Below are 16984 nucleotides of genomic sequence, written 5' to 3'. Positions count from 1 at the left end.
GCTAGTCGGCGGCCTCACGGGCCGCCAGCTCCTGGGGTAGCAGCGCGGCGTGGATCACCCGGTTGACCGGGGTGGCCACGCCGAGCTCGATCCCCAGTCGCACCACGGCACCGTTCTGTGATTCCAGCTCCGACGGCCGTCCCGCGGTGATATCGCGCTGCATCGAGGCGGTGCTCTTTTCCGGCAGCGCGTCGATGAATTTCATGGCCCTTGCCACGGCATCGTCGGGGAGGGCGACGCCCTTGGCCAACCCCACCTGGTAGATCTCCTCGAGGATCGACTCGATCAGTGCACGGCTGTCGGGCAGACGCCGGGTTATGCCAATCGGTGCCCGCGCAATGCTGCCGATACCGCTCATGGCGCAGATGAACAGGAACTTGCTCCAGATCGCTACCTGAATATCCTCGGCGATTTCGGCGGTCATGCCATCGGCACTTGCCAGGCATTCGCGGATGGTGGCGACACGCTTGCTCTTGCGATTATCGAGCTCGCCCAGGCGAATGAAGGGGTCGATGCCGGCATGACGTATCACACCCGGTGCCTCGCGCCAGGCGAGGATGCCGCACAGCCCGCCGATGACCCTGTCAGCTCCGACCTCTCGTGCCAGCTGGTCGGCGGCCTCGACGCCGTTCTCCAGCGGCAGCACGCAGGTCTCGGGTCCCAGCAGCGGCGCCATGGCCGCTGCGGCATCGGCGACCTGCCAGGCCTTGACGGCAACGACTACCAAGTCGACCGGCCCGACGCTTGCCGGGTCGTCACTGGCTTGGGCCGGAACGACCTGAAAGTCGCCGTGGATGCTTTGGACCTTGAGGCCATCGCGCTGGATGGCAGCGAGATGGTCACCGCGGGCAATGAAGGTGACATCCTCGCCAGCGGCGGCCAGACGGCCGCCGAAGTAGCCACCAACGCCACCGGTGCCGTAGATCGCGATGCGCATGGGAATCTCCTGAGTGGCACGCTCGCTTGCGGGGGAGCGTGGCTGAAGGGTGTAGGAAAGGTTAGTCGCTGAAGCGGCGCAGGGCCTGATCGGCGTCGTCCTGCCAGCGGCTGGGCAGGGCAGCGGCCTGCTGCAACGCCAGGCGCGCCTCATCGCGTCGCGCAAGACCTTCGAGGGTCAGGCCCAGGTTGAGCCAGGCCACAGCCATGTCTGGCTGCTGGTCAGTGGCATGCTGAAAGGCCTCGGCGGCGGCCTCGGGGTGCCCGACGCTGTATTCGGCATTACCCAGCGCGAACCAGGCCATGGCGTCCTGCGGCCAGCGCTCGGTCACGGCGTGCCAGGCGGGCAGCGCGGCCTCGGCATCGTTGGCCTGTTCGAAGGAGGCGATCGCGTCCATGGCCCGGCGTGGCCCGACACTCACCGGCAGCTCGCCGGGGGGAAGCGCGACCATCGACCAGCGCTCGCTGCGTGCCCAGGTGGCATCGAAGCGACGGAACGATTCCTGGCGGTTGGCTTCTTCGCCGCTGTGCAGCGTCATCAGCTGTTCGTCGAGGTCGTAGCCGATGGCTACCGCGTAGTGCCACATTGGCCAAAGCGGTAGCGACAGGTTCTGCATCACCACCACCGGATGACCGGCGTCGAGCTCTTTGAGCAGCGACGAGAAGTTGCCGTCGAGCACGAAGCTGACGCGGTCGTAGCGGCGCACGGTGGCTTGCATCTCGGGCTGTACGCTGCCGTCGCGGTTGGGCAGGAAGACTTGGGGAATCAGGGTGTCAACGCTGACATCGACATCGGAATGGTTGAGCACCATGGCCAGCGAGGCCGGGCCGCACTGGTAGTCGCGCTGGGCATGGAAGGGCACGCCATCGATGTAGGTGCGCTCGGCAATTCCCATGTCACCGGGACTGGCCAGGCGCGGGCTGGTGGCGCAGCCGCTGAGCAGCAGAAAGGCAGCCATCAACAGCAGAACGCCCGCTGTGCGGGCGTTCCATGCTTGCCGTTCTGACTGCTGTCGCGGCGCATGCCGTTCAAGCAGATGAGACATGCGATTGCCTCAACGCGTGAACGGGAAGACGTTGGTCAGGCCGAGCAGATCGGTGACCAGCAGCAGTACGAAGATGAAGACCAGTGCCCCGACCACGCTGGCACCGGCCGGCAGGTCGTCGAGCTGTTCGGCCATCTGGCGCACTTCGGCGTCGGACAGCGCGGCAACGCGAGCTTCGACGTCGGCCGGATCGACACCCTGGGCGACCAACTGATCCTGCACGTCCTGGCGCGACAGCATCTCGTTGATGCGCTCGCGGTCGGCGCTGACCTGGTCGGCGCTCAGGGCATCCTGAGTGGAGACCAGCGAACCGGAGGGCGCGGGTTGTGGCGCGGCGGCTACCGAAAAGCTGCCGAGTACCAGAAAGGCGATCAACAGCGGGCTGAGGACTCGAGAGAGCTTCTTCATCATGGGGTGGTTCCTTTCTTTTGGGAGTGGCTTCCGGCTTCTTGATGATCCTTGAGTCTTGCGTCTTGGCATCCATGCATACGGCGATGCTGTTTCAGTATAGAGTGAGATAGCGATGATTTTCATGCATTTTTTGTCAACTCTTTGTCAAGCAGCTGGCGAATCAGCGGCGTGTCGGCATCGCGATGGGTGGGCAACTCGAAGCGTGCCTCGGCAATCGCGCGTCGTGAGAGCCGGGCCTGGAGCAGGGCTTCATCGTCCCCGGCGGCGCTCAGTGTTTCGCCACGCGGGCCGAGAATCCGCGAACCGCCCCAGAAGTGGCTGCCATGCTCCATGCCAAGGCGATTGGCCATGATCATCGGGGTGCCGTAGGTCATGGCATAGAACTGAAGATTGGTGGTCCAGTTGTGCTCGTTGGAGAACGCCTGGCTGACGATGCCGCTGGCCGAGTTGATCGGCGCGCAGAGTACCTCCGGGCGACCCAGCAGCGCAGCGTGCACCAGCGCCGGATTCCACAGATCGGCGCAGATCAGCGTGCTGGCCGTCCATCCACCGCGCACGTTGAAGGTGGTCAGCTGGCGTCCGGGAGTGAACCACTTGCCCTCCTCCAGGCCGCCGTAACTGGGCAGGTTGAGCTTGCGGTGTACCGCCTGCACTGCGCCGTCATGGAGCACGGCCATGGCGTTATAGCACTCGCCGGGGCTTGCCTCCTCGACGAACCCCACCAGGGTACGCATCCCGCCGCAGGCCTGGGCCAGCTCGGTCAGGCGCGGGTCGCTGGCGTGCATGGCAACCTCCAGCACGCCCGGCCCGAGGCCATAGCCGGTCAGCGACAGCTCGGGAAACACCAGCAGCTCGCAGCCGCTGGTGCGTGCCGCATCGATCAGCGGGCGGTGGCGGGCGAGGTTGGCGTCGATATCGCCGAGGCGGCAGTCGAGCTGGGCGGCGGCAACGTGGAGATGATCGTGATTGAGCATGAGAGGTCACTCAGATGGAACCGACGGTGCACGACCCAAAGAGGCCGCCCGCAGGCGGCCTCTTGGTAGGCATGGCGACAGTGTGCCAGCCCTGGGCAGCGAGCTGAAGGGCAGCCCTACAGCAGGTCGTGCTCTTCGAGGAAGGCTTCGGCGACGCGCTCGATGGTCTCGCGCTCGACGTCGACGCGGGCGTTGAGTTCGGCCATGGTTTCATCGTCGAGCAGCGCCGACAGGGCGTTGAGCTGCTCTTCGAGCTCGGGGAACGCTTCGAGGGTTTCCTCGCGGATGACCGGGGTCAGGGCGTAGGCCGGGAAGTATTCGAGGTCGTCCTCCAGCACGCGCAGGTCAAAGGCCGGAATACGTCCGTCGGTGGCGAACACCACCGAGACGTCGACCTCGCCGTCGCGCAGCGCCGGGTAGGTGAGGCCGGTGTCCATACGGCTGACGTTGCGGCGACCGAACTCGAACTCATACATCTCCTGCAGCGGGCGCAGGCCGTCATCGCGGGCATAGAACTCGGCGTTGGAGGCCAGGGTCAGCGCCTCGCCGTCGTTGATCGCCGCGGCCAGGTCGGAAATGGTCACGATGCCGCGCTCCTCGGCGTCGTCCTCGCGCATTGCCAGGCCGTAGGTGTTGTTGGCATCAGACGGCTCGAGCCACACCAGGCCGACCTCGGCATCGAGCTCCTTGACCCGGGCGTAGGTCTCTTCGGGATCCAGGCGCTCGCTGATGTCGTTATAGGTGATCAGCGAGGTGCCGGTGTACTCCCAGTAGAGGTCGATCTGGCCGTTCTCCTGGGCCTGACGCAGCACCGCCGACCCCATTCCAGCGCGGTTGTCGACGTCGTAGCCGAGCGCTTCCAGGTACTGGCTGGTCATGCTGGCGATGATCTGCTGCTCGGTGAAGTTCTTGCCACCCACCGACAGGTCGGCAGCGGTTGCAGCGGTACTGGCGGCTGCCAGGGCCAGGCCAGAGAGGATTGAGACGAACTGTTTCATGGTCGTTCTCCTTGCATCAGGGATGTTGTCGTTAGCGATGTTGTCATTGGCGTGCAGGGTTGACGCCCCGCGGCACGATAAAGAAAGCGATGGTGGCGATCAGTGCGTCGACGAGGATCGCCAGCAGCGCCGTGGGAATGGCTCCGGACAGCATCATCACCGGGTCGTAGAGATCGATACCGGTGAAGATCAGCTCGCCGAGGCCACCGGCACCGATCAAAAATGCCAGCGGTACGGTGCCGATATTGATGGCAAGCGCCGTGCGAATCCCGGCGAAGATCACATACAGGGCGTTGGGCAGTTCGACCCGAAACAGCCGCTGTGTCGGTGACATGCCGATGCCGGCGGCGGCCTCCATCAGCGCCGGCGATACGCCCTTGAGACCGGCGTAGGTGTTGCGGGCGATAGGCAGCAGGGTGGCAACGAACAGCCCGAATATGGCCGGCACGGTGCCGATGCCCAGAAAGCTCATCGACAGGGCCAGTACCGCCAGCGTGGGGATGGTGGTGCCGACGTTGAGCACCTGCATCAGGCTTTCCGCCCAGCGTGCCATCGAGGGCCGCGACAGCAGAATGCCGAGTGGAATCGCCACGCCGATTGCCAGGCTGCCGGAGATTGCGGTCAGCCACAGGTGTTCAACGGCAAGGTACTGGACGTCGGGCAGATGCCACAGAAAGTCATCGATCAAACCGCTCGAGTGGCTCCACACCCCGGCGGCGAAGACCGCTACCAGCAGCAGCGCGCGCAGGGCTCCTTTCATGCTCTGGATGGGCATCGGCTCACTCCTTCGCAGCGGTGGCGTCGGCGGCCTGACGTGCGCGATAGCGCGAGCCCAGGTGGCTGGTGATGGCGCGCTGGGTGATCTGGCCGCAGACACGGCCGTCGTCATCCACGCAGGGTAGCCAGGTGATGTCGTGGGCGAACATCAGCGAGGCGACCTTGCGCAGGTCGTCGTCGAGATGCACCGCGGCGGGCACGCTCTGGAAGTGATCGCGACAGTAACCCTTGGTGGTGCGGGCTACCGAGCGGCTGACGATGCCGGCCGGCTGGCGCTTGTCATTGACCATCAGGATGGCGTTGGAGTAGCCGAAGTCGTCGATGCGCGCCAGGGCGGTTTCCAGGGTGTCGCTTGGGGTGACGCTGCCGATTTCATCGGAGACGATCTCGCGTACCTTGACCAGGTTGAGGCGCTTCAGCGCGCGATCCTCGCCGAGGAAGGATTCGACAAAGGCATCCTTGGGGGCGGTGAGCAGGTCGTCCGGGGTGTCGTACTGCACCAGTCGCCCCTCGCGGAAGATCGCGATGCGATCGCCCATCTTGATCGCCTCGTCGATGTCGTGGCTGACGAACATGATGGTCTTGTTAAGCGCCTGCTGCATCTTCAGGAACTCATCCTGAATCACCGCGCGGTTGATCGGGTCGATGGCACCGAAGGGTTCGTCCATCAGCATGACGGGCGGATCGGCGGCCAGTGCGCGGGCCACGCCGATACGCTGCTGCTGGCCGCCGGAGAGTTCGCTGGGGTAGCGCTTGAGAAAGGCGTCGGGCTCCAGGGCGATCATCGCCATCAACTCACGGGCGCGTTCGCGGTAACGGGCCTTGTCCCAGCCCAGCAGGCGCGGCACCACGGTGATGTTCTCCTCGATGGTCATGTTGGGGAACAGCCCGATCTGCTGGATCACGTAGCCGATGTTGCGGCGCAGGGTCTGGGTGTCCATGCCGGTAGTGTCATCGCCGTTGATGAACACCTTGCCCGAGGTCGGCCGCACGATGCGGTTGATCATCTTCAGCGTGGTGGTCTTGCCGCAGCCGGAGGGGCCAAGCAGGATGCAGATCTCTCCGGCGGGCACTTCCATGCTGATATGATCGGCGGCGACCACCGCTCCCTTGGGCGTATCGAAGACCTTGGTCAGGCTGTCGAGTCGAATCATGCGGTTATCCTTGTCTGGTGGCAGTGGCGCAGGGGCTCAGGCGGTGGACGCCGCGCGCTCCATCCCCTTGGGCGTCAGGCGCTTCTGCAGCGCCAGCAGAGAGTAGTCGACGATGATCGCCAGCAGGCTCACGGCCACTGCACCTACGATCAGCTGGCGCGGGTCGGACTGCGAGATGCCTCGGCTGATAAAGGTACCCAGGCCGCCGGCGCCGATATAGGCGGCAATCGCCATCACCCCGATGTTGAGCACCACGGCGGTGCGTACGCCGGCCATGATCACCGGCACTGCCAGTGGGATTTCGACCATGCGCAGGCGCTGGTTGGGGCTCATGCCGATGCCGCGGGCGGCCTCGCGAAGCGCCGGATTGACGTTGTTGATGGCGGTATAGGTGTTACGGATGATCGGTAGCTGCGAATAGAGCAGTACCGCGATCACTGCTGGCACATAGCCGATGCCGTGGCCAATCAGCGAAAGAATCGGGATCATGATGCCGAACAGGGCGATGGACGGGATGGTGATGATGATCGAGGCGGCGTAGAGCACGCTGCGCGCCAGGCGTTCGTTGCGGGTGATGGCGATGCCGATGGGGACGCCGGTGAGAGTCGCCAGGCCTACGGCTACGCCGACCAGGGCGATATGTTCGAGGGTCCGGCTGGCCAGCAGGTCGATATTGTCGAACGCGTATTGAATAAGCTCCACGCGGCGGTTCCTCCTGTGGGGGGCGACGCAGGTCGATGCGATGGATGTCCCTGATGTCATCACACACGCAGCATGTAGCGGCTCACTGATGAGTCGTCTAACTCGAGGCAGGGCAGATCGCGTCGGGATGACATGAGTCTAGCAAAGGCGGGTATCTATTTGTTTTGAAAATGAATAACGATTTCAAATTGCAATCATGAATAATGCTGCTAGACCGCCGGCGGTGGGGCGGGGGCCAGTGGTGCCGGGCCCGTGAGCAGGCGGGCGAAGTCCTCGGCTGGCAGTGGGTGGCTGATCAGGTAGCCCTGGATCTCGTCACAGCCCTCGACGCGCAGGAAGCCGAGTTGCTCGGGAGTCTCGACGCCTTCGGCGGTCACCGTCAGGCCCATGCTGTGGGCCAAGGCAATGATCGCACTGGCAATGGCGGCGTCGTTGGCATCGCCGGGGATGTCGTGCACGAAGCTGCGGTCGATCTTGAGCTTGTGAATCGGCAACCGTTTGAGGTAGCTGAGCGACGAGTAACCGGTGCCGAAGTCGTCAATGGACAGGCTGATGCCCTGCTTCTTGAGCTGGCCAAGCGCATCGATGGCACGCTTGGCGTGTTGCATGATGAAGGTCTCGGTGACCTCGAGCTCGAGCCGCTGTGGGCTCAGCCCGCTGCAGTTCAGCACATGATTGACTGATGTTACCAGCCGACCGCTGTCGATCTGGGCGCCGGCCAGATTGACCGCCAGCCGCTCGAGGTGCAGGCCTTGAGACTGCCAGGCTACGAGCTGGGCACAGGCATGTTCCAGCACCCACTGGCTGATCTCGCCGATCAAACCGCTATTCTCGGCGGCATCCAGAAACAGCCCAGGCGCGATGAGACCGCGAACGGGGTGCTGCCAGCGCACTAGCGCCTCGGCGCCGACGATGCCACCGCTGGTGGTGGCCACGATCGGCTGGTAATGGACCACGAACTCGTTGCGTTCCAGCGCATAGCGTAGCTCGGTTTCGAGCATTAACTGTGCCTGGGCGGCGGCCGTCAGCTCGGTGGTGTAGAAGTCGAAGCAATTGCGGCCGCGAGCTTTGGCACGATACATCGCGGCCTCGGCGTACTCGAGCAGTTCGCCGATGTCGTGAGCGTCGCTGGGATACACGCTGATGCCCAGGCTGGTGGTCACGAACGGCGTCTGGTCGCCGAGGGCAAAGGGCCGCTTGAAATGGCTGAGCAGTTTGCCGGCAATGATCATGGCATCCTGGGGTATCACCAGATCCTCGAGCAGGATCGCGAACTCGTCACCGCCCAAACGGGCTACGGTATCGCTGGCACGCAGCCCTTTCAGCAGTCGCTGGCTGACCTGGCGAAGCAGGTCGTCGCCGTGGCGATGACCGAGGGTCTCGTTGATCACCTTGAAGCGGTCGAGGTCGAGCAGCAGCACCGCCAGGTTGCGTCCAAAACGCTTGGCGCGATGCTGGGCGTGGCTAGCACGCTCAAGAAACAGCGTGCGATTGGGTAGACCGGTGAGAGAGTCGTAGTAGGCCAGCTCGTTGAGCCGTTGGCGAACATGGCGAGTGGCCATGCCGGCGCCGAGTACGTCGCCGACCATCTGCAGCGCGTCGAGCTCGATGTCTGACCACTCGCGCTCCGTTTGGGTGTCGTCAAGGGCGATGAAGCCCCACAGGGTATCGTCGACATGGATCGGCATGACCGCTAGCGACAAGATTCCCTGCGGGGAGAGCAAGGCCTGCTCTGAGGCTGGCATGTCGCGAACCCGCCCAGCGATCGCCTGGCCCTGCTCGAAATGGCGTGTCCAGCGGCCGTCTCCGAGCGCCTCGAGCGACCTATACGGCAGCGTGGCATTATCTATCTCCAGGGCTACGCCGTCAGACACCCATTCCAGACGCTGGCTGGCCAGCCAGCCCAGCTGTGCATCACGCTCTAGATCGAACACGTACACCCGACTAACGCCCATGGCGTCACCTAGGCGCGCCAGCACCGCATTCAAGGCGTCACTGCCATTGCCAGCGTGTAGCAGCCGGTCGGTGGCAAAGTGCATTGCCTGGATGATGTTGCCGCGTCGGGTGACTTCTCGGTCCGTCGCGTTAGCGCTCATTGACGCTGACTCTCCCTGCTCTGTTGTTGTCGCGATCGCTGAAGTCTATAAGCGTTTCGTTATTCTAACAGTAGCACTTCTGTCACCGAACGGTGGTCAACTCGCTTCAGCCGGTTGAGTGTGTTGCTCGCGACGGCGCAGCACCCATTTCTCCAGCTCGACAATCAGGAACAGTGCTGCACTGGCAGCGACGATCATCAACCAGTGGTCCACCCCCAGCGCGGCGCTGCCGAAGATCACCTGCATGAACGGCAGGTAGGTCCAGGCCAGCTGCAGCAGCATCACCAGGGCGATGGCGATCCATACCGGCCGGCTGCCGAAGACACCTTCCCAGGAGAGTGAGCTGTTGATCAGATAGCGGCTGTTGATCAGGTAAGCGGCGCTGCCGGTGACCAGAATATTGACCGCTCCGCTGCGCGCCAGCGCCTCGCTGCCGCCCTGGCTGAGGATCCAGCTGAACATGCCGAACACGCCGATCAGCAGCAGGACCGAGACGAACACCACCCGCCACAGCAGGAACATATCGAGCAGAGCAGCGTCGGCATCCCGCGGCTGGCGTTGCATGATATCCGGCTCGGCGTCCTCGAAGGCCAGCGCCAGACCCAAGGTCACCGCCACCACCATATTGACCCACAGCGCCTGCAGTGGGGTGACCGGTAGCAGGGTGCCGGCCAGCACCGCGAGCATGATCGCCAGGCCCTGGCCGCCGTTGGTGGGCAGCAGGAAGGTAATGGTCTTGCGAATATTGTCGTAGACTTTGCGACCCTCCTCGATGGCACCGGCGATGGTGGCAAAGTTATCGTCGGCGAGCACCATCTCGGCGGCCTCCTTGGCCGCCTCGGTGCCCTGAATGCCCATCGCCACGCCAACATCGGCGCGCTTTAGCGCCGGGCCGTCATTGACGCCGTCGCCGGTCATCGCACAGATGCCACCGCGGGCCTGCATCGCCTTGACCAGGCGCAGCTTGTGTTCGGGGGCGGCGCGGGCGAAAACGTCGACCTCGAGGATACAGTCCTCCAGCTCGGCGTCCGACATCGCCTCGACCTCGCGGCCGGTCAGCGCTCGCTCCGTGTGGGCAAAGCCCAGCTGCTGGGCGATGGCGCGGGCGGTTACGGCGTGGTCGCCGGTGACCATGACCGGGCGGATGCCGGCCGCCAGGCACTGCTTGACGGCGCGAATCGCCTCGTCGCGGGGTGGGTCGAGCAGCCCCACCAGCCCCAGCAGCACCAGCTCCTCCTCGGCGTGCTCATCGGCCAGTTCATCGACGGCATGCAGTGTCTTCTCGGCCAGCGCCAGTACCCGCAGGCCGCGGGCGGATAGCGCGTGGATGCGGTTCTCCCAGGCCTCCACGTCGAGTTCGACACTGTCACCGTCAGCACCGCGCTGACGGTGGCACATCTCCAGCAAGCGGTCCGGTGCACCCTTGACCAATAGCCGCGGTTCATCGTCGAGCTCGTGCAGGGTGGCCATGTACTTGCGCTCGGACTCGAAGGGGATGGCATCGTGTCGGTCGTGGTCACCGCGCAGCTCGCGGGCGTCGAGGCCGGCCTTGGCCGCGGCGACCACCAGCGCACCTTCGGTGGGATCGCCGTGGATCACCCAGCGGCCATTTTCCTTGGCCAACTCGGCGTCGTTGCACAGTACCCCCACCTTGAGGAAGTGACGCAGTGCCGGCTGCTCATCGAGATCGAGACCAGCCTCGCTGGCTTGGTCGTGGTCCACGCGGTGAAACGCGCCTTCAGGGTCGAAGCCGACGCCGTCGATGCGGATCTCGCCTTCGGGTAGCCAGATCGCCTGGGCGGTCATCTCGTTGCGGGTCAGTGTGCCGGTCTTGTCGGAGAAGATCGTCGAAATCGAGCCCAGGGTTTCCACCGCCGGCAGCCGGCGGATGATGGCGTTGCGCTTGGCCATGGCCTGCACGCCGAGCGCGAGGCCAATGGTGACGATGGCCGGCAGCCCCTCGGGAATGGCGGCCACCGCCAGGCCCACCGCGGCCATGAACATCTCGCCCAGCGGCTGGTCGTGGACCAGCATGCCGAAGAGCCCGGTGAACAGCGCCGCGCCGAGGATGAACATGGCCAGCACCCGGCCGGCGCGGTCGATCTGGCGCAGCAGCGGGGTCTTGAGCTGCTCAACGCCGCGCAGCATTTCCGAAATGCGGCCGATTTCGCTGCGCGTGCCGGTTTCCACCACCAGCCCCCGCGCGGTGCCCTGGACGACGATGGTGCTGGCGTAGGCCATGGCGGTGCGATCGCCGAGCTCACTGTCGCTCTCGACCGGCTCGAGCTGCTTGTCGACTGGGGTTGATTCACCGGTCAGTGCCGCTTCCTCGGTACGTAGCCGCTTGGCCTCGATCAGGCGCAGATCGGCGGGCACCCGGTCGCCGCTCTCGACCATCACGATATCCCCGGGCACCAGCGCCTCGGCGTCGATGGTCTGACGCTGGCCGTTGCGCAATACCTTGGCCTGGGGCGAGAGCATGTTGCGGATACTGTCCAGCGCCTGCTCGGCCTTGCCTTCCTGGACGAAGCCGATCAGCGCGATGATGACCACAACGCCAACGATTGCTGCGGCGTCGAGGGTATGACCGAGTCCCAGGCTGGCGACCGCCGCCACCAGCAGGATCATCATCAGGATGTTGTTGAACTGTTCGAGCAGACGCCGCCACCAAGGGCGCCCCTCGGACTGCTGCAGCCGGTTGCGGCCATAGCGCACGAGGCGTTGCTCGGCCTCGGCGTCGCTGAGCCCCTCGGCCTGGCTATCGAGCTCGTTCAGTGCATCGGCAGCAGAAAGCGCGTGCCAGGCGGTGTTGGCTTCACTAGCAGAACGGGACGACGGCTGGTCAGGCATCCTGGCCTCCTTGTCGGGAATCGATGATACGCAGGTGTAGCATAGACAATGCTGCGCTGCAGTGATCCATATCAAGCCAGCCATCGATGACCCGCACGGTGAAGTGGCCGCAACTGGGGCTCGCGTGATGCACGCTACAGGATCATGGCGGCGATCCAGCCAAAGGCGATCAGCGGAATATTGTAGTGCAGGAAGGTCGGCACTACGGTGTCCCAGATATGATCGTGCTGGCCGTCGGCGTTGAGTCCGGCGGTAGGGCCCAGCGTAGAGTCCGAGGCCGGCGAGCCGGCATCACCCAGGGCCGCGGCGGTGCCCACCAGCGCGATGGTGGCCATCGGCGAGAAGCCGAAGCCCAGCGCCAGCGGTACGTAGAGCGAGGCGATGATGGGGATGGTCGAGAATGACGAGCCGATGCCCATGGTGATGAATAGCCCCACCAGCAGCATGACCAGCGCGGCCAGTCCCTTGTTATCGCCGATCAATTCGGCGGAGCCGGCCACCAGGCCTTCGACCTCGCCGCTGGCCTGCATCACGCTGGCGAAGCCCGCCGCCGAGATCATGATGAAGCCGACCAGCGCCATCATGCGCATGCCTTCGGTGAAAATGCCGTCCTGTTCGTGCCAGCGGAAGACCCCGCTCACCGACAGCAGGGCGAAGCCGAAGATCCCCCCCAGTACCATCGAGCCGGTCAGCAGCTGTACGGCCACCGTGCCGACCAGCGAGGCGGCCAGCACGGCCTTCTGCCAGGGCGCCAGATGGCGTGCCGCTTCGGCGGGCGTCTCGTCGCCGTGGGCCAGGTCACGGTCTTCGTAGCGGCGCCCCTTGCGGTAGCTGAACAGTACCGCCACGGCCAAGCCCAGTGCCATGCCGCCGATGGGAATGACCATTGCCATCGGCACCATGCCACGGGTCACCTCGAGGCCCAGTTCGGCACCGCTCTCATTTAGGTTGGCGAGCAGAATATCGTTGAGGAAGATCGCCCCAAAGCCCACCGGCAGCAGCATATAGGGTGCGGTGATGCCGAAGGTGATTACGCAGGCCGCCACCCGGCGGTCGAGGTTTAGATGGTTCATCAGCTTGAGCAACGGCGGCACCAGCACCGGGATGAAGGCGATATGCACCGGGATCAGGTTCTGCGAACTGACCGCGGCGGCAAGCAGCGCCGCCAACAGGGTGTAGGCCACCAGGCGACGATTGGCACCGTCGCTGTCGAGGTTGAGGCCGGCGATGGCACGGTTGGCCAGCAGCTCGGTGATCCCCGAGCGCGACAGCGCTACGGCGAAGGCGCCGAGCACGGCGTAGGAGAGGGCGATGGTAGCGCCGTTACCCAGCCCGTCGTTGAAGGCGTCGAGGATCTCGCCCAGCGGCATGCCGGCGAACAGCCCGCCGACAAGGGTGGCGACGATCAGCGCGAAGACCACGGAAACCCGGGCAAGACTCAGGGAGACCATCACCAGGATGGCCAGCACGATGGCATTCATGTAGCACTCTTGTGGTTGGATTAATGCAGGGGTGGTGATGCCCCCGCGGCTGCGCGCCGCGGGGGTAAACGGGCGCCAGCGCCGGCTGCCTCAGCGAGCGCTGGGCAGCATACCGGCGGGCACCAGCGGGCTCAAGGTGCGCGCTGCCAGCAGCTCGCTGGCGGCCTCGATGTCGGGGCCGAAGAAGCGATCCTTGGCATAGTAGGCGACGCGTTCGCGCAGGCTGCTGCGGGCCTGCTCCAGCGCCGCGGTGCTGGTCAGCCGCTCGCCGTCCTGGACCCGGAAGTCGAGGCCCTGACAGGCCGCTAGCCACTCGATGGCGAGTATCCCGCGCACGTTGTCGGCCATCTCCCATAGCCGTTTGCCGGCCGCCGGCGCCATGGAAACGTGGTCCTCCTGGTTGGCCGAAGTGGGCAGGCTGTCGACGCTGTGCGGGTGCGCCAGCGCCTTGTTCTCGCTGGCCAGGGCCGCCGCCGTCACCTGGGCGATCATGAAGCCGGAGTTGATGCCGCCGTTCTCGACCAGGAACGGTGGCAGCTGCGACATATGCTTGTCCATCATCAGCGAGACGCGCCGCTCGGTCAGCGAGCCGATCTCGGCGATGGCCAGTGCCAGGTTGTCGGCGGCCATGGCCACCGGCTCGGCGTGGAAGTTGCCGCCGGAGATGATGTCGCCTGCTTCGGCGAATACCAGCGGGTTGTCGGACACCGCATTGACCTCGACGGCCAGCACCTCGGCGGCCTGGCGCAGCTGAGTCAGGCAGGCCCCCATCACCTGGGGCTGGCAGCGCAGCGAGTAAGGGTCCTGCACCTTGTCGCAATCGATATGGGTGTCGCTGATCGCGCTGCGTTCGCCGAGCAGGTGGCGGTAGGCGGCGGCGGCATCGATCTGGCCCTGCTGGCCGCGGACCTCGTGTATGCGCGGGTCGAAGGGCGAGCGCGAGCTGAGCGTGGCCTCGACGGTCAGCGCACCGCAGACCGTGGCGGCGGCGTAGAGGTCTTCGGCGTCGAATAGCCCCTTCAGCGCATAGGCGCTGGAGACCTGGGTGCCGTTGAGCAGCGCCAGGCCCTCCTTGGGGGCCAGCGCGATCGGCTGCAGCTCGGCAATCTCAAGCGCCTGGCGGGCGGGCAGCCATTCACCGTTATGGCGGGCCTTGCCTTCACCGAGCAGTACCACGCTCATATGCGCAAGTGGGGCCAGGTCGCCGGAGGCACCCACCGAGCCCTTGAGCGGGATATGCGGGTAGACCTCGGCGTTGATCAAGGCGATCAGGCCATCCAGCACCTCGCGGCGAATGCCGGAGTAGCCGCGGGCCAGGCTGTTGACCTTGAGCACCATGATCAGCCGCACCAGGGCGTCGTCCATGGGCTCGCCGACGCCGGTGGCATGCGACAGCACCAGCGAGCGCTGTAGGTCTTCGAGGTGCTCATGGGCGATGCGGGTCTGGGCCAGCAGGCCGAAGCCGGTGTTGATGCCGTAGACGGTGCGGTCTTCGGCAACCACCTGGTTGACGCAGTCGACGCCTTGCTGCATCGCGGCATTGGCGCTTTCGGGCAGGCTCACCTGGATGGGCGCCTCGAAGACCTGGCGAGCCTGGGCCAGGGTCATCTTGCCGGGTTGGATCTCGAGATGTGGCATGCGGTGAATCTCTTTTAAAGGTGCGTTCTTTGCTGACTGGTTAGGAGCTGTTCCGGTGCTCAGCGCATCAGGCGTTGGCAGCTGAAGCGATGAGCTTTGCCGGTAACAAGCCTCCGCGAGGGCGCTGTAAACCCATCCCTGGGCGCTACTTTTGCCATCCATGGCAAAAAACCCTCGCTTCGCCTTATCCCCGGCGCTCATCGCGTCGCACGTCGAGGCGCGCTTACTTATCCAGCATCGGCAGGTCGAGGCCGTTGTCGCGGGCGGACTGCTTGGCGATATCGTAGCCGGCGTCGGCGTGGCGCATCACCCCGGTGCCCGGGTCGTTGCGCAGCACTCGGCCGAGGCGGGCGTGGGCGTCATCGCTGCCGTCGGCGACGATCACCACCCCGGCGTGCTGTGAATAGCCCATGCCGACGCCGCCGCCGTGGTGCAGCGAGACCCAGGTGGCGCCGCCGGCGGTGTTGAGCAGGGCGTTGAGCAGCGGCCAGTCGGAGACGGCGTCGGAGCCGTCCATCATCGCTTCGGTCTCGCGGTTGGGGCTGGCCACCGAGCCGGAGTCGAGGTGGTCGCGGCCGATCACGATGGGCGCCTTGAGTTCGCCATTGGCGACCATCTCGTTGAAGGCCTGGCCGAGGCGGGCGCGATCCTTGAGGCCGACCCAGCAGATCCGTGCCGGCAGCCCCTGGAACGAGATCCGCTCACGGGCCATATCCAACCAGTTGTGCAGGTGCGGGTCGTCGGGGATCAGCTCCTTGACCTTCTGGTCGGTCTTATAGATGTCCTCCGGGTCGCCGGAGAGCGCCACCCAACGGAACGGGCCGATGCCCTGGCAGAACAGCGGGCGGATATAGGCCGGCACGAAACCGGGGAAGTCGAAGGCGTTATCCACGCCCTCTTCCTGGGCCATCTGGCGGATATTGTTGCCGTAGTCGAAGGTCGGCACGCCCATCTTCTGGAAGTCGAGCATGGCCTGCACGTGCACCGCCATGGACTGCTTGGCGGCCTTGACCACCGCGGCGGGCTCGCGCTTGCCGCGGGCCACGTATTCGTCCCAGCTCCAGCCGGCGGGCAGGTAGCCGTGCAGCGGGTCGTGGGCGCTGGTCTGGTCGGTGACCATGTCGGGTTTCACGCCACGCTTGGCCAGCTCCGGCAGGATATCGGCGGCGTTGGCACACAGGCCGATGGAAACCGCTTTGCCCTCGGCGGTGTAGCGCTCGATGCGCGCAAGTGCGTCGTCGAGGTCGTCGGCCTGCTCGTCGAGGTAGCGGGTGCGCAGGCGGAAGTCGATGCTGGTCTGCTGGCACTCGATGTTCAGCGAGCAGGCCCCGGCCAGGGTCGCCGCCAGCGGCTGGGCGCCACCCATGCCGCCGAGGCCGGCGGTGAGGATCCAGCGGCCGGCCAACTTGCCGTCATAGTGCTGGCGCCCGGCTTCGACGAAGGTTTCGTAGGTGCCCTGGACGATGCCCTGGGAGCCGATATAGATCCACGAGCCGGCGGTCATCTGGCCATACATCATCAGGCCCTGCTTATCCAGCTCGTTGAAGTGCTCCCAGTTGGCCCAGGCCGGCACCAGGTTGGAGTTGGCGATCAGCACCCGCGGGGCGTCCTTGTGGGTCTCGAACACCCCCACCGGCTTGCCGGACTGGATCAGCAGCGACTGGTTGTCTTCGAGGCGCTGGAGGGTCGCGACGATGGTGTCGTAGCACTGCCAGTCGCGGGCGGCGCGGCCGATGCCGCCGTAGACCACCAGGTCCTCGGGGCGCTCGGCCACATCCGGATGAAGGTTGTTCATCAGCATGCGCATGGGGGCTTCGGTGAGCCAGCTCTTGCAGCTCAGTTCGCTGCCGGTGGGGGCGGCGATCCGACGGCTGGCGTCGTGGCGCGGGTCTAGGGGCTGATGGCTGTTCATGTTGGGCTC

13 protein-coding genes are annotated in these 16984 nt (G+C 65.3%); all 13 read right to left on the bottom strand.

What is annotated here, in order from left to right; translation table 11 throughout:
• Position 1: 1 nt before the first annotated feature.
• Complete coding sequence (locus BLT16_RS18330) at positions 2-937, bottom strand: 2-dehydropantoate 2-reductase (protein WP_089660217.1); 936 nt, start codon at positions 935-937, stop codon at positions 2-4.
• 61 nt (positions 938-998) lie between these two features.
• Positions 999-1982 (bottom strand): PA2778 family cysteine peptidase, encoded by a 984-nt coding sequence (locus BLT16_RS18325; RefSeq protein WP_089660214.1) that lies wholly within the window; start codon positions 1980-1982, stop codon positions 999-1001.
• A gap of 9 nt (positions 1983-1991) precedes the next feature.
• Positions 1992-2390 (bottom strand): PA2779 family protein, encoded by a 399-nt coding sequence (locus BLT16_RS18320; RefSeq protein ID WP_089660280.1) that lies wholly within the window; start codon positions 2388-2390, stop codon positions 1992-1994.
• Positions 2391-2512: 122 nt separating this feature from the next.
• Positions 2513-3367: a nitrilase-related carbon-nitrogen hydrolase gene (locus tag BLT16_RS18315; RefSeq protein WP_089660211.1), complete on the bottom strand. Its 855-nt coding sequence runs from the start codon at positions 3365-3367 to the stop codon at positions 2513-2515.
• Positions 3368-3483: 116 nt separating this feature from the next.
• Positions 3484-4365 (bottom strand): glycine betaine ABC transporter substrate-binding protein, encoded by an 882-nt coding sequence (locus BLT16_RS18310; RefSeq protein WP_089660209.1) that lies wholly within the window; start codon positions 4363-4365, stop codon positions 3484-3486.
• A gap of 43 nt (positions 4366-4408) precedes the next feature.
• On the bottom strand, positions 4409-5140 hold the full coding sequence (locus tag BLT16_RS18305; protein ID WP_089660208.1) for an ABC transporter permease: 732 nt from the start codon (positions 5138-5140) through the stop codon (positions 4409-4411).
• A 4-nt stretch (positions 5141-5144) separates the two neighbouring features.
• On the bottom strand, positions 5145-6296 hold the full coding sequence (locus BLT16_RS18300) for an ABC transporter ATP-binding protein (RefSeq protein ID WP_089660206.1): 1152 nt from the start codon (positions 6294-6296) through the stop codon (positions 5145-5147).
• Positions 6297-6332: 36 nt separating this feature from the next.
• Positions 6333-6998: an ABC transporter permease gene (locus BLT16_RS18295; protein WP_089660204.1), complete on the bottom strand. Its 666-nt coding sequence runs from the start codon at positions 6996-6998 to the stop codon at positions 6333-6335.
• 209 nt (positions 6999-7207) lie between these two features.
• Positions 7208-9094, bottom strand: a complete 1887-nt coding sequence (locus tag BLT16_RS18290) for a putative bifunctional diguanylate cyclase/phosphodiesterase (RefSeq protein WP_089660202.1) — start codon at positions 9092-9094, stop codon at positions 7208-7210.
• A 96-nt stretch (positions 9095-9190) separates the two neighbouring features.
• On the bottom strand, positions 9191-11944 hold the full coding sequence (locus BLT16_RS18285) for a cation-transporting P-type ATPase (RefSeq protein WP_089660200.1): 2754 nt from the start codon (positions 11942-11944) through the stop codon (positions 9191-9193).
• 134 nt (positions 11945-12078) lie between these two features.
• Positions 12079-13425, bottom strand: coding sequence for a Na+/H+ antiporter family protein (locus tag BLT16_RS18280; protein ID WP_089660199.1), 1347 nt, complete (start codon positions 13423-13425; stop codon positions 12079-12081).
• Positions 13426-13515: 90 nt separating this feature from the next.
• Positions 13516-15063 (bottom strand): histidine ammonia-lyase, encoded by a 1548-nt coding sequence (gene hutH, locus BLT16_RS18275; protein ID WP_089660196.1) that lies wholly within the window; start codon positions 15061-15063, stop codon positions 13516-13518.
• A 223-nt stretch (positions 15064-15286) separates the two neighbouring features.
• Positions 15287-16975, bottom strand: a complete 1689-nt coding sequence (gene hutU / locus BLT16_RS18270; RefSeq protein ID WP_089660195.1) for a urocanate hydratase — start codon at positions 16973-16975, stop codon at positions 15287-15289.
• Positions 16976-16984: the final 9 nt, after the last annotated feature.

Source organism: Franzmannia pantelleriensis, from assembly GCF_900102875.1.
Classification (GTDB): domain Bacteria; phylum Pseudomonadota; class Gammaproteobacteria; order Pseudomonadales; family Halomonadaceae; genus Franzmannia; species Franzmannia pantelleriensis.
This window is presented reverse-complemented; position numbering and strand designations above follow the sequence as displayed.

What these genes read in the sequence shown, in the direction of transcription:
- BLT16_RS18320 (WP_089660280.1), bottom strand. Translation starts at nt 2,390, where the DNA reads ATGAAGAAGCTCTCTCGAGTCCTCAGCCCGCTGTTGATCGCCTTTCTG.
- BLT16_RS18280 (WP_089660199.1), bottom strand. Translation starts at nt 13,425, where the DNA reads ATGAATGCCATCGTGCTGGCCATCCTGGTGATGGTCTCCCTGAGTCTT.
- hutH (WP_089660196.1), bottom strand. Translation starts at nt 15,063, where the DNA reads ATGCCACATCTCGAGATCCAACCCGGCAAGATGACCCTGGCCCAGGCT.
- BLT16_RS18305 (WP_089660208.1), bottom strand. Translation starts at nt 5,140, where the DNA reads ATGCCCATCCAGAGCATGAAAGGAGCCCTGCGCGCGCTGCTGCTGGTA.
- BLT16_RS18285 (WP_089660200.1), bottom strand. Translation starts at nt 11,944, where the DNA reads ATGCCTGACCAGCCGTCGTCCCGTTCTGCTAGTGAAGCCAACACCGCC.
- BLT16_RS18330 (WP_089660217.1), bottom strand. Translation starts at nt 937, where the DNA reads ATGCGCATCGCGATCTACGGCACCGGTGGCGTTGGTGGCTACTTCGGC.
- hutU (WP_089660195.1), bottom strand. Translation starts at nt 16,975, where the DNA reads ATGAACAGCCATCAGCCCCTAGACCCGCGCCACGACGCCAGCCGTCGG.
- BLT16_RS18290 (WP_089660202.1), bottom strand. Translation starts at nt 9,094, where the DNA reads ATGAGCGCTAACGCGACGGACCGAGAAGTCACCCGACGCGGCAACATC.
- BLT16_RS18315 (WP_089660211.1), bottom strand. Translation starts at nt 3,367, where the DNA reads ATGCTCAATCACGATCATCTCCACGTTGCCGCCGCCCAGCTCGACTGC.
- BLT16_RS18325 (WP_089660214.1), bottom strand. Translation starts at nt 1,982, where the DNA reads ATGTCTCATCTGCTTGAACGGCATGCGCCGCGACAGCAGTCAGAACGG.
- BLT16_RS18310 (WP_089660209.1), bottom strand. Translation starts at nt 4,365, where the DNA reads ATGAAACAGTTCGTCTCAATCCTCTCTGGCCTGGCCCTGGCAGCCGCC.
- BLT16_RS18300 (WP_089660206.1), bottom strand. Translation starts at nt 6,296, where the DNA reads ATGATTCGACTCGACAGCCTGACCAAGGTCTTCGATACGCCCAAGGGA.